Origin of the sequence: Desulfitobacterium sp. THU1 (genome assembly GCF_038181555.1) — a bacterium.
Taxonomy (GTDB): domain Bacteria; phylum Bacillota; class Desulfitobacteriia; order Desulfitobacteriales; family Desulfitobacteriaceae; genus Desulfitobacterium.
In genome coordinates this window covers 20,690-43,385 of sequence record NZ_JBBWUA010000004.1, presented here as the reverse complement: position 1 = coordinate 43,385, position 22,696 = coordinate 20,690, and the positions used below count along the sequence as shown (strand labels likewise).

The 22,696-nt window shown below is 44.7% G+C and carries 23 protein-coding genes and 1 riboswitch; of the genes, 1 reads left to right on the top strand and 22 read right to left on the bottom strand.

The features are described 5' to 3' along the window. Positions 1-50: 50 nt before the first annotated feature. The 10 genes from AAC978_RS05340 to AAC978_RS05295 all read right to left on the bottom strand — a co-directional run bounded on the left by AAC978_RS05340 (position 51) and on the right by AAC978_RS05295 (position 8,488). Positions 51-689 (bottom strand): precorrin-8X methylmutase, encoded by a 639-nt coding sequence (locus AAC978_RS05340; protein ID WP_341546996.1) that lies wholly within the window; start codon positions 687-689, stop codon positions 51-53. Further along, positions 686-1,054 carry a sirohydrochlorin chelatase gene (locus tag AAC978_RS05335; protein WP_341546994.1) on the bottom strand — a complete coding sequence of 123 codons (369 nt, stop codon included), beginning with the start codon at positions 1,052-1,054 and terminating at the stop codon, positions 686-688. The genes AAC978_RS05340 and AAC978_RS05335 overlap by 4 nt, the downstream gene beginning before the upstream one ends. Beyond that, positions 1,044-1,844 carry a precorrin-6A reductase gene (cobK, locus tag AAC978_RS05330; RefSeq protein WP_341546992.1) on the bottom strand — a complete coding sequence of 267 codons (801 nt, stop codon included), beginning with the start codon at positions 1,842-1,844 and terminating at the stop codon, positions 1,044-1,046. The genes AAC978_RS05335 and cobK overlap by 11 nt, the downstream gene beginning before the upstream one ends. After that, positions 1,841-2,527 (bottom strand): precorrin-3B C(17)-methyltransferase, encoded by a 687-nt coding sequence (cobJ, locus tag AAC978_RS05325; RefSeq protein ID WP_341546990.1) that lies wholly within the window; start codon positions 2,525-2,527, stop codon positions 1,841-1,843. Before cobJ ends, cobK begins: the two co-directional genes overlap by 4 nt. A 26-nt stretch (positions 2,528-2,553) precedes the next feature. Then, positions 2,554-3,720 carry a cobalt-precorrin 5A hydrolase gene (locus tag AAC978_RS05320; RefSeq protein ID WP_341546988.1) on the bottom strand — a complete coding sequence of 389 codons (1,167 nt, stop codon included), beginning with the start codon at positions 3,718-3,720 and terminating at the stop codon, positions 2,554-2,556. Continuing rightward, positions 3,717-4,517: a precorrin-4 C(11)-methyltransferase gene (gene cobM, locus AAC978_RS05315; RefSeq protein ID WP_341546986.1), complete on the bottom strand. Its 801-nt coding sequence runs from the start codon at positions 4,515-4,517 to the stop codon at positions 3,717-3,719. The genes AAC978_RS05320 and cobM overlap by 4 nt, the downstream gene beginning before the upstream one ends. After that, the gene (cobI, locus tag AAC978_RS05310) at positions 4,495-5,241 is read right to left on the bottom strand and encodes a precorrin-2 C(20)-methyltransferase (protein WP_341546985.1); all 747 of its coding nucleotides are present in this window, start codon (positions 5,239-5,241) and stop codon (positions 4,495-4,497) included. Before cobI ends, cobM begins: the two co-directional genes overlap by 23 nt. Positions 5,242-5,328: 87 nt before the next feature. Then, complete coding sequence (gene cbiE, locus AAC978_RS05305) at positions 5,329-6,555, bottom strand: precorrin-6y C5,15-methyltransferase (decarboxylating) subunit CbiE (protein ID WP_341546983.1); 1,227 nt, start codon at positions 6,553-6,555, stop codon at positions 5,329-5,331. Positions 6,556-6,632: 77 nt separating this feature from the next. Beyond that, a riboswitch (cobalamin riboswitch) is annotated at positions 6,633-6,809 on the bottom strand. Between the two features lie 35 nt (positions 6,810-6,844). Continuing rightward, positions 6,845-7,990, bottom strand: a complete 1,146-nt coding sequence (cbiD, locus tag AAC978_RS05300; protein ID WP_341546982.1) for a cobalt-precorrin-5B (C(1))-methyltransferase CbiD — start codon at positions 7,988-7,990, stop codon at positions 6,845-6,847. 42 nt (positions 7,991-8,032) lie between these two features. Further along, on the bottom strand, positions 8,033-8,488 hold the full coding sequence (locus tag AAC978_RS05295) for a MarR family winged helix-turn-helix transcriptional regulator (protein ID WP_341546981.1): 456 nt from the start codon (positions 8,486-8,488) through the stop codon (positions 8,033-8,035). 159 nt (positions 8,489-8,647) lie between these two features. Between AAC978_RS05295 and cls the strand changes: the two genes are divergently transcribed. Further along, the gene (gene cls / locus AAC978_RS05290; protein ID WP_341546980.1) at positions 8,648-10,177 is read left to right on the top strand and encodes a cardiolipin synthase; all 1,530 of its coding nucleotides are present in this window, start codon (positions 8,648-8,650) and stop codon (positions 10,175-10,177) included. A 119-nt stretch (positions 10,178-10,296) separates the two neighbouring features. Here the strand turns inward: cls and AAC978_RS05285 are convergent, their stop codons facing one another. From AAC978_RS05285 to AAC978_RS05230, 12 genes are all read right to left on the bottom strand, one after another. Further along, the gene (locus tag AAC978_RS05285) at positions 10,297-12,570 is read right to left on the bottom strand and encodes a molybdopterin-dependent oxidoreductase (protein ID WP_341546979.1); all 2,274 of its coding nucleotides are present in this window, start codon (positions 12,568-12,570) and stop codon (positions 10,297-10,299) included. A gap of 28 nt (positions 12,571-12,598) precedes the next feature. Beyond that, positions 12,599-12,901 carry a hypothetical protein gene (locus AAC978_RS05280; protein ID WP_341546978.1) on the bottom strand — a complete coding sequence of 101 codons (303 nt, stop codon included), beginning with the start codon at positions 12,899-12,901 and terminating at the stop codon, positions 12,599-12,601. 25 nt (positions 12,902-12,926) lie between these two features. Continuing rightward, positions 12,927-13,490, bottom strand: a complete 564-nt coding sequence (locus AAC978_RS05275) for a 4Fe-4S dicluster domain-containing protein (RefSeq protein WP_341546977.1) — start codon at positions 13,488-13,490, stop codon at positions 12,927-12,929. Positions 13,491-13,493: 3 nt separating this feature from the next. Beyond that, positions 13,494-13,745, bottom strand: coding sequence for a chaperone NapD (locus tag AAC978_RS05270; protein WP_341546975.1), 252 nt, complete (start codon positions 13,743-13,745; stop codon positions 13,494-13,496). A gap of 196 nt (positions 13,746-13,941) precedes the next feature. Further along, a complete protein-coding gene (locus AAC978_RS05265; protein WP_341546974.1) occupies positions 13,942-14,646 on the bottom strand; it encodes a response regulator transcription factor in 705 nt (234 codons plus the stop codon). A gap of 11 nt (positions 14,647-14,657) precedes the next feature. Next, on the bottom strand, positions 14,658-16,328 hold the full coding sequence (locus tag AAC978_RS05260; protein WP_341546973.1) for an ATP-binding protein: 1,671 nt from the start codon (positions 16,326-16,328) through the stop codon (positions 14,658-14,660). Positions 16,329-16,432: 104 nt separating this feature from the next. Continuing rightward, complete coding sequence (locus AAC978_RS05255; RefSeq protein ID WP_341546972.1) at positions 16,433-16,939, bottom strand: iron reductase; 507 nt, start codon at positions 16,937-16,939, stop codon at positions 16,433-16,435. 38 nt (positions 16,940-16,977) lie between these two features. Continuing rightward, on the bottom strand, positions 16,978-17,793 hold the full coding sequence (locus AAC978_RS05250) for a dimethyl sulfoxide reductase anchor subunit family protein (RefSeq protein ID WP_341546971.1): 816 nt from the start codon (positions 17,791-17,793) through the stop codon (positions 16,978-16,980). A gap of 300 nt (positions 17,794-18,093) precedes the next feature. Further along, positions 18,094-18,933: a dimethyl sulfoxide reductase anchor subunit family protein gene (locus AAC978_RS05245; protein WP_341546970.1), complete on the bottom strand. Its 840-nt coding sequence runs from the start codon at positions 18,931-18,933 to the stop codon at positions 18,094-18,096. Between the two features lie 2 nt (positions 18,934-18,935). After that, positions 18,936-19,514, bottom strand: a complete 579-nt coding sequence (locus AAC978_RS05240; RefSeq protein ID WP_341546969.1) for a DMSO/selenate family reductase complex B subunit — start codon at positions 19,512-19,514, stop codon at positions 18,936-18,938. Next, complete coding sequence (locus AAC978_RS05235) at positions 19,514-22,111, bottom strand: molybdopterin-dependent oxidoreductase (protein WP_341546968.1); 2,598 nt, start codon at positions 22,109-22,111, stop codon at positions 19,514-19,516. The genes AAC978_RS05240 and AAC978_RS05235 overlap by 1 nt, the downstream gene beginning before the upstream one ends. Before the next feature lie 9 nt (positions 22,112-22,120). Then, positions 22,121-22,696: a 4Fe-4S dicluster domain-containing protein gene (locus tag AAC978_RS05230; RefSeq protein WP_341546967.1), complete on the bottom strand. Its 576-nt coding sequence runs from the start codon at positions 22,694-22,696 to the stop codon at positions 22,121-22,123.

Genomic DNA, 22,696 nt, shown 5'->3' with positions numbered 1-22,696 from the left:
TTTCATCTTGGAAGATCCTCCACTGGGTTCAGGATGATCATCTCATTGCTTTAGATTTCGCGTTTTACCGCTAAGTAAATCAATGCATTGACACAGGTTGCCGCTAAGGGACTTCCCCCGCGATTCCCTAGGATAGTAATGGAGGGGAATTCTTGATGCTCCTCCCAAAGAAGCTCCTTGGATTCCTTAGCACCCACAAAGCCCACCGGTATACCCACGATCAAAGCCGGTCGTGTCTGGAGATCTTTGGCAAGTTCCAAAACTTCCAGCAAGGCAGTGGGCGCGTTACCAATGGCCACAATGGATCCTTTTAACCGCTCTTTGTTCAAGCGCAAAGCGGCCATGGAGCGAGTAATCCCCCATTCAGCCGCCTGAGCCGCCACTTGAGGATCACTGAGAAAGCACTCTACCACGCCTCCCAGCTCGGCTAATTGTTTCTTAGCAATTCCTGCTCTGACCATTTCCACATCGGTAATGACCGTGGCCCCTCGCTTTAAGGCCTCAAGCCCTGCTTCAATGGCCTGGGGATGAATACGGATAGCTGGTTCCAAAGTAGGGTCGCCGCTGGTATGGATACAGCGCTCCACGATCTTCAGCTCCTGCTCAGTCCAATCCAGTTGTAAATACCCCTGAATGATCCGCATGCTTTCTCGTTCAATCTGATGTGGATCCGTTATAAATCCCTTCATGCCCCTAATGCCTCCCTAATTCTCAGGCTTGCTAACTGGGCAATAACATCATCAGCTCCTAGCTCATTGGTAAATACTATCTCGACCTCAGGATGTTTTTCCATAATCTCGCGAACCTCTTGGTGGACATCCACGGTAACATGCACTCCTCGAAATAAAAAGAGTGGCATAATGATAACCTTCTTGGCACCCTCTTGGATCTTTGCCAATACACCTTCTGGTAAGCTAGGGGCTTGATGGGCCATAAAGACCGGAGTTACTTCTTGTCCTAAAATATCGCTCACTTTATGAGCGACCTCTATCAATCCCTGATTCGCCTCTTTTCGACGACTCCCATGTCCCAAAAGAATCAGTTCAGTATTCAAGTATATCTTCCACCTTTCTGATAAAGTCTTCGACCGTTGTCGGCATGATTTGAGGCTTATTTTCATCGCTATTTAACTCTGGGTGAGCAGAAGCTGGCCGTTCCAAAAGAATGATGGGGATTCCCAACTTCAGACAGGCTTGGACTTTTTCCTCTATACCACCGATGGAGCCACTTTCCTTCGAGATGACGACCTCGATCTTCATTTGCTCCCAAAGGGCCTCATTGAACTTTTGGGTAAAAGGTCCCTGCATGGCAATTATCTGATAAGGTTTCAACCCCGAAGCTTCACACTGACTTAAGACCTGAGCCGTGGGGAGTACCCTGACGAATAGCTCACAATCTTGCAAAACAGGTATTGCCAACCATTGGCTAAGATTTTTGCTTCCGGTACTTAAAAAGACACGTCTGCCCAATTGGGCCGCCTTTTCGGCTGCATCTTCGAGAGTCGGCGCCGAATGAATGAGGCGGTGGCGAGGATACTCTCCCAGAGGACGTTCCCAACGAAAATAGGGGTGGTCACATTCACTGGCAATACGCTGCCCTAAGCCATGAATTGCTTGAGCATAGGGATGAGTAGCATCAATCAGGGCGTCAATCTCCTGTTCTCTCAGAATTCTCCTTAAGGAATCTTCGTCTAAAGCACCAGCGCGGGCCGTAAGACCTTGTTGCAGAGCAATTTCAGCGCCATATTCCGTTAAGGTAGAAACCAAGACCTGATGACCGCGCTTCTGGAAGGCAGAGGCTAGTTCTCTCCCATCCTCGGTCCCCGCCAAAATCAAGAGATTCATAGTACATATCCCCTCGGGGTGACCATATAAGGGCCAACGACACGAGTATTCGAATTACCAATAATGACCGCAGTCAACATATCGATAGGTGACTGAGTAAAGTCCTCTAGAGTCGTAATGATCACTTGGGATTCTCCCCGCAAGGCTTCACGGACAATCCCTACGGGAGTTGCGGGAGAACGATATTCCAGCACCGCTTTACGAACCCATTCTATCTGATCCTGACGACCCTTGCTTTTAGGATTATAGATAGCCATGACGAAATCTCCCTCCGCTGCCAGCATAACGCGCTTCTGGATAACTTCCCATGGGGTAAGCAAGTCGCTGAGACTAATTACGGCAAAATCATGCATTAATGGTGCACCCAACAAAGATGCTGCCGCATTGGCTGCACTGACTCCTGGAATAATCTCTAAAGGCATATCCAAGGCGCCTTTTTCTTCTAGACATTCAATCAAAATCCCTGCCATACCATAGACACCAGCATCTCCGCTACTGACTAAAGCAATTCGCTGACCCTCTAAGGCGATCTCAACAACTTCACGGCAGCGGTCAATCTCCTGCCGCATTCCTGTGGCGACTAACTTCTTCCCGGCAACCCAAGGTCGAACCAAATCAATATAGGTTTTATACCCTGCGACCACATCCACTTCACTCCAGAGATCCCGAGCACGTTTTGTCATATGCTCTTCATCTCCTGGGCCAATCCCTACAACAAAAATCTTTCCTTGCTGATGGCCACCGTGACCCCGTTCAGCTTCTGCTTGGGAAGAATCAATTCCCCCTCTTTCGTTCCCAGTAAACTTGCTGCTTCGCATACCCCATCCACTCCAATCATCTCTTTGACATAGTCTGAAGAACTTAACCTCAGTTTTTCATTTAACTCTTGTATCTGCTGTGCAGAAAATGTTCTAAAAGGCACTCCAAGGTTATGTGCTGTCTCGATTAGCCCAGCCTCCTCAGATTTTAAGTCGATGCTAAATATCCCAAAAATGCTCAATGGAGAAATCCCTAGCTGCCGAATACTTTGAGCGATGGCTTCGCTAATCCGGTCCACACTTACTCCCTTGCGACACCCGACCCCGACACTGTAAAACCGAGGAATTAACCTTACAGGACGTCTATCGTTGGGGATTTCATTAATCTGATTGTTCATATTGTTGCTATACTTGATACCGCTCATATCATTGAAATCGTTTTGTTCATTCTTGTCTTTATATTGTTGGTTATCTTGTGGCGTAATCCACAGATGTGCTTGTTCCTTTTTCTCATCCTCCAAAAAGCAGTAGGCTATGTCTTGCCGAAGTGGATGTCCCTTAGGAAGACAATCCGTCCATACCCCCAGACGACCTTCCTCTAGCAAGATTCGATTGACATATTTTAGCCCTGCCAAAGGTTCTATTGCCCAGCCAAACTGCCGGGCATACTCATCAGGTGCTATTAGCCCCTGCACATCAGTGGCTGTCGTTACCACCGGATGAGCATCCAGCCACTGAGCAACGGTTTTTGTCCAGGCATTAGCTCCCCCTAAATGGCCGGACAAGAGAGAGATGACAAACTTCCCCTTTTCATCCAGCACTATGACTGCCGGGTCCCGATCTTTGCCCGCAAGATAGGGAGCGATTTGCCGAACCACAATCCCTGTAGCCATAATGAAGATTAAGAGCGAGCTGCTCTGCCATATCCCTGACATTACTTCTTTTAATTGCTTATAGTAGTGGAGGTGCACTGTGTGCTTTTCATCAATATACTGACCTTTGAGGCGCCAGTTAAGCCATAACTCCAGCTTCAGTGGTTCCTCGTCGGACCATCTCTCGATTACCTTGTGCGCCGTTTTGAGTCCTTGACTAGTGAGCACGACGAGGGCAGCCTTCATACCGAACTTCCTTTTCGATATTCATGAGTAAATTCAGGGTCATAGAGCTTCGAACGCGCTCCTTTATCTCTAAGAAAATCGCCCACTAAGATTTGAGCATGCTTACGAATTCCAGCCTCTTTGACTCGCTGTTCAATCGTTGCCAGCGTCCCCTCCAGAATCTGTTCATCAGGCCAACTGGCTCGATAGACAATGGCGACTGGCGTATCTGGGGGATAACTCTGGCCAAGAGATTCTACCACTTCGCCAATCTCCTGCACACTGAGAAAAATAGCCATACTGGCTTGATGCTGAGCCAACAAAGCAAGATCTTCCTTCTCTGGTACAGGGGTTCTTCCGGCCAAACGCGTAAGGATTAAGGTTTGACTGACTTCGGGTAAGGTAAACTCTTTCTTGATCGCAGCCGCGGCAGCGAACACAGAACTTACGCCTGGGACTACTCCATAAGTAATTGTCAAAGCGTCCAACTGCTGCATCTGCTCTTGAATTGCACCGTAAACACTGGGATCCCCTGTGTGCAAACGCACGACCTTCTCGCCTTTGCTTACTCCTTCCACCATAATGGCGATGGTTTCTTCCAAGGTCAAACCAGCGCTATCGAAAAGAGTAATCCCTTCTCGGCAATGCTTGAGGATTTCCGGATTGACTAATGACCCCGCATAGATGACCCGATCGGCTTCTTCAAGAGCCTTTTTGCCTTTCAAGGTGATCAAATCAGGATCTCCAGGGCCTGCTCCTACGAAAAGCACCTGACCCAAGTTAGCTTTCACCTGATCATTCAAAATCTTCACTCCCATCCCTCTTGCATAGCACAAGGCTCAAATAATCCACCTTCTCCATCTCTTCCTCAGGCCGAAGCAGACGGATCTCTTCTCCGGTCTGACCGACACGTGTAGCTAAAACTGCTTGTGATCCTGTCTTCTGAATATGATTGAGTACAGCCGGTAAATTTCGCGATACCTTCATCAACACAAGATTAGGGTAATGCTCATACGCATCTAATCCCTCAATACCCGGCAAAACCACTAAGGGCTCGTCGCCAATGGCTAAGGGCAAGTTCACCCGGGCTGCTGCTGCTGACATAGCTGTGATGCCAGGGATAGTCTCAATCTGATCAGGTTCAAGCTGATTTTTAAGAATCGTCAGCAGGTAACTGTAGGTACTATATAAAGAAGGATCCCCTAAAGTAAGAAAAGCGACCGAATGCCCCAAATCAAGCTCAGCCCTAATCAGTCCTGCTGCCTTTTGCCAAGCCGCCTGAAGTATTTCTTCGTTCGAAGTCATAGGCATCTCTAATTCCATAATGCTCACCCCGGAAGGGCAGTGGGATTGCGCAATTTCCCATGCAACACTTTCCCTCTCCATCTTTGACTTGGGTATAGCTATGACTTCAATCTCTCGCAGGATTTCCACTGCCCGTAGGGTGATTAGGTTTGGATCCCCTGGGCCAACTCCCACCCCATACAATTTCGCTTTTCTTGTGCTCTGAGGAATTGTTTGTTCATTTTGTTCTTGCTGCACTTTGTTCCTCCTCCGTTCTATTCCTTCGACTTACAACAGCCGCTTGCTTACGTCCATGATGGCCACTTTTAAGTACCAATTTCACAACTAGCTAGTTTTCTTCCGCCCTGAAATAACAAACACCGGATTATGTGCTTGGGCAAGGTGAATATCTTTAATCCCCTTCCAGCGCACAGCTTGGATAGATACTACATCAATATCTTCATAAGCTAAACTTTTCAGGGCTTCCATCCCGTGAGTCAAGGTCTCCAAGGTTATGGCAGTCAGTACAACTCTTCCCCCTGGCACAAGGGGAGCTTCCTGTAATATTCCTCGGATTTGCCCATGACTCCCGCCAATAATACATATATCCATTGGGGGGATGTCCCGCAAGGCGGCCGGAGCTGTCCCCCGAATCAGTCTCAGATTTTTAACACTAAACTTCTCTTGATTTTGGAGAATAAGTTCTTGTGCCTCTGGGTTTTCTTCGATGGCGTAGACACACCCACGATGGGCTAAAAGGGCCGCTTCGATACTGATACTTCCTGTCCCTGCCCCTACATCGAGGATCCTTGCCGAAGCCGTGATCTCAGCCTTAGCCAAAACCTGAACCCGAATTTCACTCTTAGTCATAGGAACATTCCCTCTAATAAACACCTCATCCTTTATACCAAAACCTATTGGTACAATAGGAAAAGATGTGGCCTTGGTGATCTTAGACTCTTCTGAGTAGAGAATCATCACTGCATTCGCAAAATCTCCTGCTGAGTTCATGAGCTCTTGAGCATTTGTATTCAACCACTTTTCCTCGGGATAAGACAGTGTATTTCCCACAGAAATACGCGGGTTAAATCCATACCTTTGATAGTAACGAGCCACCGCTTGTGGGGTGTTCTCGCCACCGGTCAATATACCAATGGTTCGCTTAATATTCAGAGGCAATAAATCCAGCGAACGTCCATGGACACTGAGAAGCTCTGCCTCTTGCCAAGGAATCCCAGCACGAGCAAAAGCGAATTGAATAGAGCTGATCCCGGGTAAGACCTGAATATCCTCTTTAGGGAATTCTCTCTTTAATAGGGGAAGGAGGCTATAATAACCCGGATCTCCAGAGACCAACACTCCCGCCTGCTTCCCTTGCTCTATCGACCTTTGCAGTGTTTCTAGAGTACCTGATAAATCACCACTGACTTGGTAAGTATCTCCTTCAAAATCAGGAAATAGTTTGAGCGCACGAGAGCCACCTAGTAAAACATCGCATTGCTTCACACTATCTTGGATTGCAGGAGCAACCCATTCTGGCGTTCCCGGACCAATTCCCACGATTCGGATCATCCGCTTATCTTCCCTTCCACTAAAAAAATAAAAAGAGCCCTGAGCGGCTCTTTCACAACACCCATCGCTCGTAGGTGTGAATATTACAATTCAAGGCAGGTCTCCTGGCTTCCAGTCATCACGCCTCTTCCCTTCCCAGAACTATCTAGTGGGTTATTGAGAGGCACTCATGGCTCACAGTGGCGGGACCGCGTCGGACTCTCACCGACTTCCCTTTTCATCCTCAAAGAGGAACCTTGAACTTTTATTTAATTCTGGCTGTTTTATTTATTTCTTATCCTTGAATTCTCTATTTTTCCCTTAAATCCTGCTTTGCTTCCGGCCAATACCAAAATTCCTTGATAATATCGTGAGCTCGAGCATCCCAAGCAATGATTTCCCCATTAAGTAAGGTGAATGCTGTACCCACCTGCAAATCTCCACGAACATGCTCCTGGGCACGCTCACTTGCCCGCTGAGTTAAATGAAAGAGCAAATCTTCCCATCCCTGGGCCAAGACTTCTTCAGCAGCTCCTTCTACTGTAGGGAACTCAGCGAGCTTTTGCAATAACTCTTGAGGAACACCGGCCAGTGCCGCATGAGCCACTAGAATCTCCATGCGAGCATCGGCCACATGGGTATGAGTATGGAATATTCCACCAGCTACTTTAATGAGCTTTCCGATATGGCCTAAAAGAACCACTTTCTCAAATTTGCGATAAGCAGCTTCTTCCAATAAAAAACCAACAAAGTTGCTCATCTGAATAATAGCTTCCTCAGGTACTCTTAGTTGCCCGGTGGCCACCTTAAACCCATAGTTGCCTGGGGTCAAAATTATGGCTTTATGTCCATAGGCTATCGCTTGATCCAACTCCGGCAAGATCGAATTCTTAAACGCTTCTTCTGACATCGGGCGAACAATGCCTGTAGTTCCTAAAATAGATATTCCCCCGATGATTCCTAAACGGGGATTGAGAGTCTTCAGGGCAACTTTCTCTCCCTCTGGCACTTCAATCACAACTTGAACTTCTTCCCGAGGAAAAACCTCCCGTACAGCAGCTTCGATCATTTGTTGAGGTACCGGATTGATGGCAGGTTCTCCTTGGGGAACTTGAAGTCCCTTTTTAGTGACGACACCTATCCCTTGACCACCGCAGATATGAACTTCTCCTTGCTCGGAAAGGATTCTCACCTTGGCTTGTATTTCTAGACCATGGGTGATATCCGGATCATCTCCCGCATCCTTAATTATACCAACCCTTGCCCAATCATTTTCCTTTGCTTTACTGTAAATCGGTAGGGAGAGCTGTTCTCCTCGGGGCAGAGTAATCTCAATCAATGCACCCGAATCTTTCCCCCGGAGCCATAGACATGCGGCTTTAGCTGCTCCGGCTGCACAGGTGCCTGTGGTATATCCCGTTTTCCAAGAATGCCTTTCTTTCTTCTCTTTCCTCATATCTGCCGTCCTAACTTTCTTGGTATTAGCCTACAATTTAAGTTACTCTTTCGGGTCATATTCATACATTTCTTTAATAAACAACCGCACTTTATTCATGCATTCAGTAAAGCGTTGATATTCCTGTTCACCCTTGATTTCCAGAAATGCACCGCAGCGATGTTCGAGGGCTTTTTCAATCTGAAGAATGGTCTCTTCCCCATGCTTGGTAAGGGCTAGTTTTACATAACGCTCATCTTCCGGATCTCGTACACGCCTTAAGAAGCCTGCTGATTCTAATTTCTTACACATTGATGATGCATTACCACTGGAAAGGCCGATGATACTTCCTAAAGTGCCTACGGTGTGGGGACCGCCTTCCTTAATCTCAACTAAAATACGAGTTTGCATCAAAGTTAAATCAAATTTTTCGACGATCGGGCGGAAAGCATTGGCCATACTCTCATTGATCGTCCTTAAAAAGTCCCAAATCTCATTCTCAAACACCATACTTCTCATCGATACTGCCTCCAACACCAAGTAAATAGCTTCTTTACGCCATATATGTTATAGTTTATACTTGATTTAGTCAATAGACCTTCAAAGGGATCTTACTGGGATTACATGCTAAAGTGTCTAAATTATCATATACTAATGTAAAGAGGGAGGGAGATAAGAATGAAAAACTTACCCATGTTTTATCGAGTAGTATTCATCGCCTTGCTTCTTCTTCTCCAGATCTTTGCCTTAGTTATGATCATCTGGAGATTTAGTAACTTCTTTATCTATTTTTACATATTCAGTTTTTTGCTGAGCATTGTTGCTTTACTTTATATCATGAACCTCAAGACTGATCCTGCTTATAAAATTGCTTGGGTTATCGCAATACTCTTATTTCCCATCTTTGGGGGCCTCTTCTACCTCATGTTTGGCCGCACGAAGTTAAGCAAGCGGAAAAGACGAAAGATGCAAAGCGTTAACGATAAGATGATACAACTTCTGGTTCAAAAGGAAGAAACCATCCAAAAGCTTACAGCCCAAGATTTACGAGCAGCCAATCTTGCTCGCTATATTGAAAAGTACTCCTATTGTCCTGTCTACCAAAACACTCATACGGAATATCTTCCAATTGGCGAAAAAATGTATGAGCGACTTTTAATAGAATTGAAAAAAGCTGAGAGGTTCATTTTCTTAGAATACTTTATCATTGGCGAAGGCCTTTTATGGGATTCTGTACTGGCTATCCTTGAAGAAAAAGTTAAGGAAGGAGTAGATGTACGGGTTCTTTATGATGATGTAGGCAGTCTCTTCAAGTTGCCTTTTGGTTATGAAAAGGAGCTGGAAGCGAAAGGGATAAAATGCCGCGTCTTCAATCGCCTCATCCCTGTTCTTTCTATTCATATGAACAATCGGGATCATCGAAAAATTGCCGTAATCGATGGAAAAACCGCCTTTACAGGCGGAATTAATCTTGCTGATGAATATATAAATGCCTTTGACCGGTTTGGACATTGGAAGGATACTGCCATCCTTATCCATGGAGAAGCTGTCCTAAATTTTACTGTCATGTTTTTGGCCTTATGGGGATATGAGTCTGAAACAACTGAGGATTATACCCAATACAAGCTCCTTAGTCAAGAAGCTACAGCAATCACTTCGGATGGCTATGTACAACCCTTCGGGGATAGTCCCTTAGATGATGAACCAATCGGTGAAACCGTCTATCTTAATCTCATCGCCCAAGCTCAACACTATATCTATATCAATACCCCTTATCTTATACTAAATAATAGTATGCTTTCAGCCCTCAGCTCCGCAGCCAAACGTAGCATTGATGTTCGCATCGTTACCCCCTTTCGCGGGGATCGCTGGTTTGTCCATTCCATGACCCGTTCCAACTATCGGTTGCTGATCGAAAGTGGTGTGAAAATCTATGAATACTCTCCCGGCTTCATCCATGCCAAATCCATTGTGGTCGATGATGCACACGCTATAGTAGGTACTATTAATATGGATTATCGGAGCCTTTACTTGCATTTTGAATGCGGTGTTTATGTTTACAATACTCAAAGTGTTATAGATATCAAGGAAGATTTTTTAGAAACCCTAGAACTATGTCAAAATATCACATTAGAGGATTGTTATCGGGTAAAGTGGTATAGGCGATTAGGTCGTACAATTCTACGCATTTTTGCACCACTGATGTAGCTTAGTAGGTTTACACTTCTCATTACCTAACGACATTTACCCTTTCTTAACCAAAATACAAATGTGCTAATTGACCGAAATCCTCCCACCGAATAGGTAGGAGGATTTCATTTAATTCATTAGACCTTTTCGATTCTTACCGCGCAAATCTTGAATTCAGGTTCTTTAGAAGCGGCATCGACGGCATCGATCGTTACTATATTAACTAAGGGATCCGGTTCAAACCAGAGTGCAAAGACCAGACCAGGCATAGGTTCCCCTGGTCGTCCTACTTTAGCGGGAATTTCAACTTTCCCTCGACGTGAAATTAGCCGCACCACATCGCCCTCTATGATTCCTAATTCTGTGGCATCCTTAGGGTTTAATTCCACATATTGCTTCGGTACAGCTTTCATGATAGTGGGACATTTGCCTGTCATGGTCATGGTATGCCAGTGCTCTAGAACACGACCGGTTGTCAAATAATAAGGATATTCCTTATCTACTGGTTCAGCAGGTCCCTTATATGGCCTAGCAAAAATTACTGCCTTATGGTCCTTGGCAGAATAGAAATCAATTCCTTCCTTTACATACGGATCGTCGGGAGCCACATAGCGACGTGTCGCCCCTTTTGTACCTTTATGGTCTTTAACCGGCCACTGTATGCCATGTGCCTCCTTCAAAGCTGGGTAGGCCGCAAGCTCCATATGGGTTCCGGTTGTACACTTAAGATATTCATTCCAAACATCTTCGGGCGTTTTGAAAGGGAACATATCTGCGTAACCTAGACGATGAGCAAAGTCAAGAAGGATATCCAAGTCAGGCTTAGATTCACCGGCTGGTTCGATAGCTTTGGCCAAGTGTTGAGTGCGGCGGTCTGTATTGCCATAAACGCCTTCCTTCTCACACCAGAAGGCTGCCGGGAGAACTACATCAGCATACTGAGTGGTAGCTGTCGGATGAAAAGCCTCAGCAACAACTAGGAATACCTTTTCGAATCCTTCTTGGTAAGCACTAACATTAGGTAAGGAATGGGCCGGATTTGTGCACATAACATATAAGCATTTAATTCTGCCATCCCCACAGGCTTTAAACATCTCCATGGTATGAAGACCGACCTGCCCTTTAATCCGATCGGCAGGTACACCCCAAAGTTCAGCAATTTCTTTTCTATGCTTCTCATTAGCAATTACACGATGCCCGGGTAGTAAGTGGGATAAGGCTCCGGTCTCACGAACACTTCCGCAGGCACTGGGTTGACCAGTCAACGAGAAAGAAGTTGAACCAGGTTTGCAGATTTTACCTGTAATTAGGTGGAGGTTATGCAGTAGATTATTAGCCCAAACACCGGCTACCCTTTGGTTGATACCCATGGTCCACATGGACATGGTATTCTTGCCCTTCTCACCAAATATCCGGGCAACCTCGCGAATCTGATCAGCCGTCAGGCCTGTAATTTCTGCAGCCCTTTCCGGTGAGAATCCCTTAAGGAACTCTTTATACTCAGCAAAGGTTATTGCTTCCTTGCCATTGGAAAAGCTTGTATGCTTCGCCATAAATTTCTCATCTGCCATGCCTTCTTCAATGATGACATAGGCCATAGCGTGGAACAGAGCCATATCTGTCCCCGCAATAAATTGCAACGAAATGTCTGCAATTTCATGGGAACGATGCCTTCTCGGGTCAGCGATAATAATTTTTGTATCTGGATCTTTCTTCTTTTTATCTGTCAATCTGGCAAATAGGACTGGATGGGCTTCGGCAATATTCGATCCAGTGATAAAGAACACATCCGCATGTTCAAAATCATCCAGACAGCCCATAGGCTCATCGGCTCCAAAGGTAGTTGTAAATCCACCAACTGCGCTAGCCATGCACAATCGCGGGTTCCCATCGATATTATTGGTACCTATTGCACCTTTGAAGAGCTTATTGGCCACATAACCTTCTTCGGCCAGCTGCTGTCCAGAACCATAGAATGCTACAGAATCCGGACCATTCTTTTCAATGGATTCCTTAAACTTGGAAGTAATAAGTTCCATGGCTTCATCCCAGGTACTTTCCTCTAACTTACCGTTTTTTCGAATCAATGGTTTGGTAACCCGTTCATTATGATAAATTACTTGAGGTAAATAATACCCTTTCACGCAGAGCAATCCTTTGTTTCCTTCATTATCAGGATCACCTTTAACAACAGTTACTTTGCCATCCTTCACACCGATTAGCACTCCGCAACCAGTTCCACAGTATCTGCAGACCGATTTAACCCATTGATCTACATCATTTTGTTTAGGTGCACTATTTGTCTTGCTAGAGTCGACCTGAGCAGTTTGAGTTTGATTTGAGCAACCTGTTGCCATCATTGCTGCTGTAATTGCACAGGTTTTAAGAAAGTTTCTTCTACTAAACTCCATGTTTTAACCTCCTTAATTTTAGACCGTCTTAAACATGACACTGACGACAGACAGAAAGCTCTGGATGCGATGTCTTTGGTGCACCCCCGATACCTTCGTTATGACAAGAAGCACAATTTTCTTTGCCTTCAAGGCCATGAGTGATCGGTGGCGGAAAACCTTGTACCGTTTTATCCCCTGTCTCTTCGGCTACAGGGCTTGCAACAGGAGCCGTTGTATCCGCCGGCTGGTTCGTGGGTTGGCTTTGGCAACCTACTAATACAACCACGCATAAAGTAAGTACAAGAAGCGCTAAGAGCAGGACTTTGGATCTTCTTTTTGTACAATTCATTTTTCTCTCTCCTATCAAGTTTTGATTACCTGGGAACAATGGTAATTGCCAAATCTTCTGCAAGACAAGTCTTGATGCAGAGACCACACCCTAAACAATCTTCCACTCTAACTTTTGGATAGCGAAAGTCTTTTAGGTCAAGGGCTTTTACCCCCATTGGACAAGCATAAAGGCACGAGCTACAAAGCTGTTCCTTATATGCTAGACACTGATCCTGATTAATAATTGCTACGCCTATGGAATAGGATTGCAAAGACTCTCGATACTCGAGAACTCCACTAGGACACGCTTCGATACATCGCAGACAGAAGGTACAAGGCTGTTCTTCTGGGATAAGATAGGGCGTACCCACAGTAATCCCTTCATCTGGTCCAGCCATGTGAATCGACTTATTTTCACAAACCATCCTGCATTTTCCACAGCGCTGGCACCCAGCCAAGAAAGCAATTTCCTCAAGAGCTCCAGGAGGTCGTAACAGCCTTTTCTTCGGTGCCGCCGTCTTGATAGCTGACACAGTCAACTTGCATAGATCATTGACCATTGTTCCAAAGAAGTCCCTGCGACTGATTGATTCATTTCCCGGATGCAAAATTTACACCTCCTCCTTAGGGAAATCCTCATCCATTGCTATATAAACTGGATAAACTCCAGTGACTCCAGGCAACGAGCCAATCTTACTTTCTACAAGCTGAACAGCATCATTGACTAACTCATTTTCTAAGACAAGGATGATGTCTCCATTAATAACTCGTTCCACTGAAACCCCTTTAATTTGCTCTAACTGATTGGGAAGAGAGTCCTCAAAACTTCGCAAGCATTTTACAATTAAACTTGATATCACCATATAGATTACTCCTATCCACATTTATTTTTCTTCTCACCCATTGGACTGATTTGAGAATGTAGTAATTTTCCCATAAAAAAATACTTGCCTTAAATATAGCAAGTATTTCTTACGAGAACGTTAGACAAAACTTCACTTTTCATTAACAAAATCTTCGCGTTTTCTTACGGAAGTATTAACATAATATTAATACTTCCTACTCGGAAAACTTATACCCTATTCCCCATACTGTTTGGATATATTGTGGCTTAGCAGGATCAATTTCAATTTTTTCTCTGAGCTTGCGGATGAATACCGTAATCGTGCTCGTATCATTCACATACTCATCTCCCCACATATGCGCAAAAAGTTGTTCCCGGGTAAAGACTTGGGCTGGATGTTCCGCCATAAAACTGAGCAGATCAAATTCTTTAGGAGTCAAATACACGAGGTTGCTACGGACAAATACTTCGTGGCTTTCAAAATTGATTTCCAAATCGCCTAGACTAATCCTCTTAGCTTGTCTTCCCTTAGGCTGCACCTGATCTTTATCAAAGGACCTCCGTAAAAGAGCCTTTACGCGCAATCCCAATTCTACCGGGCTAAATGGCTTCACAAGATAATCATCTGCACCTAGATTAAAACCTACACTTTTATCGATAATCTCACCTTTGGCAGAAAGCATGAGGATCGGAACATCACTCGTTTCTCTAATTATTTTGCATATCTCATAACCATCAACCAAAGGAAGCATCACATCGAGAATGATCAAATCGGGCTTTTCTGATTGAAAGCATTCCAAAGCCACTTCCCCATTCTCCGCATAAATCAGCTCGCAAGCTTCCCTCCTAAGAACTTGCTCGACGACTTTATAGATGCTCTCTTCGTCATCAACCAAGAGAATCTTACAGGTACGCTTCATTCCTTCCCCTCCTAGTGCATCTCGCTACGTAAATCTTCAGGATCTTTTGGTAAATAAACTACAAAAGTGCTCCCTTTATTCACTTCGCTCTCAACCCAGATATTCCCTTTATGTAGCATCACTAATTCTTGGGCTAGCGCCAATCCTAGTCCTGTCCCACCATATTTTCGAGAATTCGAACTATCCATTTGGGTAAAACGCTCAAAAATTGTTTCTTGCTCTTCTTTGGGAATACCTATTCCTGTGTCGATCACGCGTATGGAAATCCATCCTCTTTCAGGAGCGTTTTCCACAATAATCGCTACTTGGCCTCCAGAAGGTGTGAATTTAACAGCATTCCCAGCTAAGTTTTCAATGGCTCGTCGGAGTTTCTCCGGATCAGCACGCAGCAGAGAAACTTCAGGTGCTAGATCAATCTTCCAATTGATTCCCTTCTCTTGCGCCAGAGGTGCAATTACACTATCAATCGCCTCCAGAACATCGGCCATATCTACATATTCCAGCGTCAATTCTTGGCGACCTGCTTCAATCTTCGCAAGATCGAGGGTCGTATTAATTAACTTTAGTAGGTTTTCGCTATTCGTTTTGATGTAGTTAAGATTCTGACGTTCCTGCTGCCAATCCTGGGGGATATCTTGGAGCAACAAATCCGTAAAGGCCATGATGGAGGTTAAAGGGGTTCTTAATTCATGGCTCATAATCGCCAGAATTTCCGATTTATACGTATTGATTTCGCTTAATTTCACATTAGCTGCTTCAAGTTCTTCCTGTTTGACTCTCAAGACATCATTCGCTAGCTCCAGTTGCAAGGTGCGCTGTTCCACCTTAGTTTCAAGATTTTGATACAAATCCTTCAATTGATTGGCCATATCCTGAATATGTTGAGTCAATCCCTTGATTTCACCCCTTGCTTTGATCTGACTTAAATCAAGATCAAAGTTACCCTGCCCTACTTGTGCAGTAGCCATCTTTACTTCTCCCAGAGAGCGAAGAACAAGGCGGGTGACCAGTAAATACATTGAACCTAATATGACTGCTATCAATAAAAGAGAAAAGGCTAATTGTCGGTAGATATCCGTCTTAATACCCTGAAGAAATAATTCCATGGGCATAACCAGGCTAATAACACCACCCAAATCCCCCACTTGATAGCCCTCTTTCGGGTGACCACTGACATCGATTTCCCCTCGGGGTTCGCCATGACAAGCTAGACATTCATTCTTGATTTGGAGAGGAACCATATAACGAAAAACCCGCTTCCCCTCTACGACATCTTCTCCCCAGATTTCGGTAAGTTGAGGCTGCCGGTTAAACTTTTGAATCCCTTGGTACTCAAAATCATCCGGAGTATTGCGACTATCTCGGTAGTCGATACGAGTCTGCTTGATTGAGTAATTCGTCAGCTCTCCAAAAATATCACCAATCTCCATGCCGACAGCAGCGGGATTGAAATGCTTAAATTCGAAATTTCCCTCGGTATCATAATTGATTCGATCCTGATTTTTAGCAATGACTTCCCGAGTAGCAATCAATTGCTTTGTAATAACTTGTGCTTTTTCGTGCATTTCCAAAGTTGCTTGATCTCTTTGGGTATGGTAATCCCAAGCAAAATTAATGAGCATAATGAACACAACCACAATAGTAGTGAACATCATAAAGCGATACGTCAAACTATCTCTCATTCTCTCAGCTCACTTATCATTAAATACAATCTATACTCAAAGGTTAATATAATCACACACTAACTATAACAAGTTTAACCCATAGAAAGAAATAGAAAGCTATCTTACTGAAAATTGATATGAATGATAATCAATACCGCTAGTAGCATGGTCACGATTAAGTGATTGAAGTATACGGATTTAACCTCTTTACTTTTAGCCATGATGTTTTTGTCGAGACCAGAGGTAATCACCAAGCTCATGGGAATTAAGGCTAAGACCCCTGTGACATAATAGTTCGGAGATATATTATTCTCTGGCCAGAATGCTAAGGACAAGAAATATAAACTATGGTAAATGACAAAGATAAACGTCATCCAGCCAAAACCCATATGCAGGAGTTCAAAGACCTTCTTGCCCTTTTGGCTCAATTTCTGATTCCGGACAAACTCTAAGAATAGAACTTTCAGAACTGCTAGAATAAGAATTCCTGCAATAAAGAAGCAGGCTATTCCCCCAGCTTGCTTCACTGTGTTTCTCGACACTGCAGTAATCAATAGGAAAACTACCGATAAAAATAAAGCAAAGAGAATCTTTTGATATGTTTTTGTAAAGTGGTTAAGGGATAGCACGCAATCACCTCATTAAAGTTAAATCCTATACAGTTTTCTTAGCCCATGATAGGCACCGCACTACTGTAAAACAGGTAACGTCCCAAGACCTGTGCACTAAAGAGCAATACCAAACTCAGATAAAACACGGGTCGTAAACCATTACCAGATTTGTTGTATCTTTGAAAGCTATAAACCAGGAAGTTAATTCCACCCAAAAAAAGAAGGATACAGTAAAGCACTGGAAGGAAGGAATGCACCTCCGAGTTGACGATGAAAAACGCGCCCTGGATAAGCAGCACTCCCATGGTAAAAAGCGAGAGTTTCCAAAGAGTGGTTCGTGCTCCTTGGTGAGCAGTGAAATCTTTGCTCGTTTCCATGAACATTGTACTGGCTAGGGAGCCTAAGATGATCATAGTGGCAAAGAAACTGATGTAGGTATTAGGAGAAGCCCAGGCAGGAATTGGCGTTGTGTAATAAATACTTGCCATGCTAAACACTGCAATCAATCCCAAAAAAGAAGTAACCCATCCCAAGATCACACTTGAAGTCCCTCGCCGATAAACCAAAATAGAGATCACCCAGAAGAATAAAAACAACCCACTAAACACAATCTCCCGACTTAACCAAGACGTCAGTAGATTGGCTACTGATGCATAGGCCTGTATTGGAGAACCAAGGTGGAATATCGAGATCACTAAGGCAATACACATGAGAGGACCAACCACCAAGAGGGGGCGCCAAGTAAGTTCGGCTGCAATGTTTGGCTCTGTCCCTTTTGTAAACGTCCTAAGCCCAATGGCCACTACCCAGATTCCTACCGCACATTGGGTTAAAATGCTGAAGATAATTAAAGACCATTCTCCGCTAACCATTCATAATCCTCCTCTTCTATGTGTCTCATTATATATGCAGACATGATTCTAACAAAAAAATAATTATAAAACTATAAAATATTTGTGTTTCCCAATAAAAAATCCCACTTTCCAAGATTGAACGAGACTTCGTTCAGAGGGAGATTCAACCCCCTCTGAATGCTAGTCGAGTCCATACTGGACTTAATCTCCCTTTGATACCCAACCAATATAGAGGCAGGGGACAAACGCGAGTTAGTTCAGTAATAAAGAAAGCAGGATTATGTTAGGTATTGTACGAGTAGGGCAACTAAAGATTCTTTAAGTCAGTCCAATCGTTGAAGCAACCATTCCTGCGTAAAAGACATATCTTCCAATGAATTGTCCGCAGATCAGGGCTCCGAGAGAAGCGTAAATTAAACTTGAAGATTGTCCCTCTGCCTTTATGGATTTCTGAAGGGTTGGCCAAAGCAGAACAACAGCTCCACCTAGAACAAGAATCCACTTAAGACTAATCATAACACTCATTCCACTGAGGATTTCCGCACTGGCTTGAGCAGCAGAACCTCCAAGACCTAAGCTTATAGCGTAGGGAATAGCCACTGCAGCCTGTAGGATAACAGCAGCTAAAACTGCCAAGCCAAAAACTTTTTTATCGACATCCTGTAACTCTTTTAGGCTTAACACTAAGAATAGGAGAGCACCTACCGCTATGGTTGTAGCATAAAAATCCACGAAGGTATTGATTCCCTGCCAGACAGGTACTGATGCTGTAGTATAGAGTTTGCCCATGGAGAACACAGCAATCAGTCCAACGCCGCTGCCAATCCATCGTAACCCTGCACTCAAAGCAGATGCATCCGCTTTAAACCATTGAACCAATGCATAGGCGACGGCAACACCCATAAATAAACCGCTAAATAGAACTTCTCGGCTTAGCCATGAACTACCCAAGTTCAACAGAGAATTCAAGGCGTGGAGGGGTTGACCCAAATGGGCTAAAGAGGCTAGAACCCCAACGATGCTTAATCCAGCAGCTGTTACAGCTGCTCCTTTAAAAGCTTTTCCTTTATACAACTGATGACTTAGGGTCATAAAAAACATCATCCCTATAGCCGCTTGCATACAAAACGAAAACACCAATAATGCCATATCTCCCATGATTAATCCTCCTTCAACATGAAATCTTTAAGAAGTGCCACAGACTTTGGCTTTATGAGAACCGATGGAGTTGTTTTTGAAGAATTCGGCAACACCGGCAAATCACTGACTGCCTCTGCACCATAGATTGCCCGTAATTCTTCGAGATCACCCCAATGGATAGCCCGCATTGTGCAGGAATCCACACAAGCTGGGTTTTCCCCTTCCTCCACTAAGTCCTTACACATATCGCATTTATTGACCCGACCGGTTTCTTCGATGAATTGAGGATGTCCGTAGGGGCAACTCCAAGTGCAATAGCGGCAACCGATGCATTTTTCCTTATCATGGGCAACGATACCATTATCGAGCTTATGCATAGCCTGTGTTGGACAACCTTCTACACACTTAGGTTCTTGGCAATGGTTACAACTGATGGAAAGATAATAGATCCAAGGCATAGGGAATTTGCCACCTTCAAACCCCTTGACCTTTCTAAATAAAACACCAGGCTTTAAATCGTTGCGATCATTGCAGGCGATTTGACAGGTCTTACAGCCCCCGCAAGCGGTCATATCAAAGTAAAATCCGTATTGAGCCATTATTTACCTCCCCCTTGCGCAGCAACTATCCGTTTTGGCCATAAATAATCCTTCTGTAACTTACCCTCATATTTCTCGACTTGGACAATACAGGTGTTATAAGCCTGCACCCCCTGACCGGTAGGAAGTCCACCGTTTAACACATTGGTGGCACCCGCTATACAAATTCCCGAATCATCATTCACTTCCGCCCAAGCTCCTTGCCCTAACGTAAGGGTTCCTGGCATGATTCTTTCCGTGATATACACGGGCCGAATCACTGCTCCATGTCGGCTGCTGACTTTTACAATGTCATTTTTATTGATTCCTCGTGCTTGTGCATCCATCGGGTGAATATAGAGTTTGTTTTGGAAAGCTTCTCTTAGCCAGGAGATGTTATCTAAGGAAGAGTGGCTACGACGTGCATAGTGGATCGTGGTCAGCTGAAGCGGGTACTCACTTTTTTCCTTTTTTTCAAAGTTGGCGAAGGTCTCTTCATACCCTTCAGTAACATATTGGTATTTGGCAATAGGTGCTAAGGTATTCCATCCATAAGCATTGATCGTATCTGCTAAACCTTGACTATGAATCTGGAATTTTCCGCTTTCTGTCTCGAGAGGATTCTTCTCTGGATCCTCAATGAAATCTTTGTAATCAATATAAACATACTGGTCTCCATGTGAACGGGGCACTTGATAGATCCCTTTTTCTTTAAATTCCTTATAGGTAATACGCCCTTCTTGAGGTTTACCTTTCACACCCATCTCTGCAATGTCTTGTGCCGTTATGGTTACAAGCGTCTCGAAACCCGAACCGTCTTCATTCATTACGGTGCAACCAGCTAGTTTATTGAAGAGCTTTTGTTTAGGGGAGAGGGGATCGAATTCAGCAGGATCTAAGCCAAGTCGCTTTCCAATCTCTTGATACATCCATTCGTCATCTTTAGCTTCATACATGGGTTCTGTGATTTGACTATAGAAAATAAGCATTTCTGGGTTGCCACTTAGGAATCCGCCCACTCTCTCCCACTCAGTAGTTGCCGGAAGTACGATATCAGAGTATTGAGCAGTGGCTGTGAGGAAATGAGCCGAGGTCACCACGAATTCAACTTTGCGGAAGGCTTCAATACCCTTCATGAGATCTGTGTTTTGATTCAGTGTATTACCCGATCCAATATTCCACAGCATGCGAATATCGCAAGACTGCTTACCTCGTACGCCAGCGGTGTACTCACCATTGATCACTGCATCCCAGGCCTCGTCAATGACGATTCCCTGCCAGTCGGTCTTGAATGGATCAGGTCCTGGGAAGGTCGCTTCTTTATAAATAGGGTTAGTGGACTTTGGACTTTTATCGCCGCCTGCTTTGACGAGAGTTGGTCCCCCATAGCTTTGGGTATTATGCCGATTGTTTGAACAGACGCTGGCACCTGGTTTTCCTACATTCCCTGTCATCCAACCTACTGTCAAGAACGCTTGACAGAACTGCTCTCCCACGGAGGTTCTGGCTGCTGCGGAGGAACTGGTGAAGGTCATGGGTTTCGTCACAGCGATCTCGTGAGCAAAGGAGCAGATGACGTCCGGATCAGTGCCACAGTGTTCTGACGCCCATTCTGGAGTTTTGGGTGTACCGTCATACGTTCCTAATACGTAGTCTTTAAAGTTCTCTTTAGGATCAGCACCTTCGGGCATATGATCGGCATCAAAGCCTACACAAAATTTGTCCAAAAAGTCTTGATCATGTAGGTTATTGGTGATCATATAGTGAGCCATCCCTAACAAAAGGGCTGTATCCGTACCGGGTCTTACTGGAATCCATTGATCAGCAAGGATCTGTGCTGTATCGCTATAGAAGGGGTCCACCACAATGAATTTTGCTCCAGCATCTTTAGCCTGTTTAAAGTTATAAGCTGGATTACCGGCGCTACTCCATACAGGGTTCGATCCCCACAGAACAATCAGCTTTGAATTTCTTAGGTCCAGTCGGTCATTTGACCCTCTTGAACGATTGCCATTCATAAACTGCTGAGGCTTTGGCCATGCTCCATCAGAAGTACATCCCCAGTAGGTCATAGCCCCACCATAAGCATTCAAGGCTGGGCCTGTGCTTTTAGCGAGAATGGATTGATTGCCGTAGGTTTCTTTGACTCGCTTGAGCTCTGAAGCCACATGATCGAGAGCTTCTTCCCAAGAAATTCTTACCCACTCATCCTTACCTCTGAGCTCTTTTTTTCCGCCATCACCCGGGTTCCAATTCTTTCGTTTCATAGGATATCTCAAGCGATCCGCACCAAAAATTTGCTGGCGTTGGGATCTTCCTCTTGCACAACCCCTTTGTTGTGGGTAATCCGGGGTATCCGGATGGGTATCATCGGTTTTTTGACGGATGACAATACCGTCCACTACCAGAGCTTTGTTAAGACATCGTCCACCGCAGTTATGCCAGCAGGCAGCTGTAATCCATTGACCTTCTTGCGCTGCCGCCTGACCTGCATTGGTCGTGGTTAAGCTATTTCCACATCCCACCAAGGACAGGCTGGCTGCGGCTGCAGTGCTCGCCTTAATGAAATTTCTACGGCTAATCGTTAATTCGTTCATCTTATCGATAAATTTTGTCATGAATGGTGTCTATACCTCCTTATACTTAAAGTCTTTTTGCTGGGCAATTGCTTTGGGTTTAATGACCAAAGAGGGTTTAGTCCGAGAGGATTCAGCGAGAATCGCCAGATCACTGGTCGTATTACTGTATTTCATTCTCAATTCATCCGTATCTCCCCACTCTATGGCTCGCATGGGACAAGCATCCACACAGACGGGATTTGCCCCCTCGTCGCGCAAGTCCTTACAGCTGTCACACTTGCCCACTTTCCCCAGATCCTTAATGAATTGGGGTACACCGTAAGGGCATGCCCATGTACAGTAACGACAGCCAATACATTTGTTCTTATCATGTTGGACAGTGCCATCCTCCGCACTATGCATCGCTCCCGTAGGACAGCCTTCCACACATTTGGGGTTGGCACAATGATTACACGTTCCGGAATAGTGATAGACACCAGGTGCCGGATAGGCCCCTGTTTCGTAGGTTCTGGCTTGTCTAAATATCGTCCCGACCTTTAAGTCGTTTTTATCCTTGCAGGCAACTTGACACGTTCTACAGCCGATACAGGCCATCATATCAAAATAGAATCCCAAGTATCCCAT

Coding starts and splice junctions, on each gene's coding strand:
- AAC978_RS05340 (WP_341546996.1), bottom strand. CDS start 689: ATGAAGGGATTTATAACGGATCCACATCAGATTGAACGAGAAAGCATG.
- AAC978_RS05235 (WP_341546968.1), bottom strand. CDS start 22,111: ATGACAAAATTTATCGATAAGATGAACGAATTAACGATTAGCCGTAGA.
- cbiE (WP_341546983.1), bottom strand. CDS start 6,555: ATGATCCGAATCGTGGGAATTGGTCCGGGAACGCCAGAATGGGTTGCT.
- AAC978_RS05280 (WP_341546978.1), bottom strand. CDS start 12,901: ATGAATTGTACAAAAAGAAGATCCAAAGTCCTGCTCTTAGCGCTTCTT.
- AAC978_RS05250 (WP_341546971.1), bottom strand. CDS start 17,793: ATGGTTAGCGGAGAATGGTCTTTAATTATCTTCAGCATTTTAACCCAA.
- AAC978_RS05230 (WP_341546967.1), bottom strand. CDS start 22,696: ATGGGATACTTGGGATTCTATTTTGATATGATGGCCTGTATCGGCTGT.
- AAC978_RS05270 (WP_341546975.1), bottom strand. CDS start 13,745: ATGGTGATATCAAGTTTAATTGTAAAATGCTTGCGAAGTTTTGAGGAC.
- AAC978_RS05260 (WP_341546973.1), bottom strand. CDS start 16,328: ATGAGAGATAGTTTGACGTATCGCTTTATGATGTTCACTACTATTGTG.
- cbiD (WP_341546982.1), bottom strand. CDS start 7,990: ATGAGGAAAGAGAAGAAAGAAAGGCATTCTTGGAAAACGGGATATACC.
- AAC978_RS05245 (WP_341546970.1), bottom strand. CDS start 18,933: ATGGGAGATATGGCATTATTGGTGTTTTCGTTTTGTATGCAAGCGGCT.
- AAC978_RS05295 (WP_341546981.1), bottom strand. CDS start 8,488: ATGAGAAGTATGGTGTTTGAGAATGAGATTTGGGACTTTTTAAGGACG.
- AAC978_RS05240 (WP_341546969.1), bottom strand. CDS start 19,514: ATGGCTCAATACGGATTTTACTTTGATATGACCGCTTGCGGGGGCTGT.
- AAC978_RS05285 (WP_341546979.1), bottom strand. CDS start 12,570: ATGGAGTTTAGTAGAAGAAACTTTCTTAAAACCTGTGCAATTACAGCA.
- AAC978_RS05265 (WP_341546974.1), bottom strand. CDS start 14,646: ATGAAGCGTACCTGTAAGATTCTCTTGGTTGATGACGAAGAGAGCATC.
- cobM (WP_341546986.1), bottom strand. CDS start 4,517: ATGGGAGTGAAGATTTTGAATGATCAGGTGAAAGCTAACTTGGGTCAG.
- cobK (WP_341546992.1), bottom strand. CDS start 1,844: ATGAATCTCTTGATTTTGGCGGGGACCGAGGATGGGAGAGAACTAGCC.
- cobJ (WP_341546990.1), bottom strand. CDS start 2,527: ATGACAAAACGTGCTCGGGATCTCTGGAGTGAAGTGGATGTGGTCGCA.
- AAC978_RS05320 (WP_341546988.1), bottom strand. CDS start 3,720: ATGAAGGCTGCCCTCGTCGTGCTCACTAGTCAAGGACTCAAAACGGCG.
- cls (WP_341546980.1), top strand. CDS start 8,648: ATGAAAAACTTACCCATGTTTTATCGAGTAGTATTCATCGCCTTGCTT.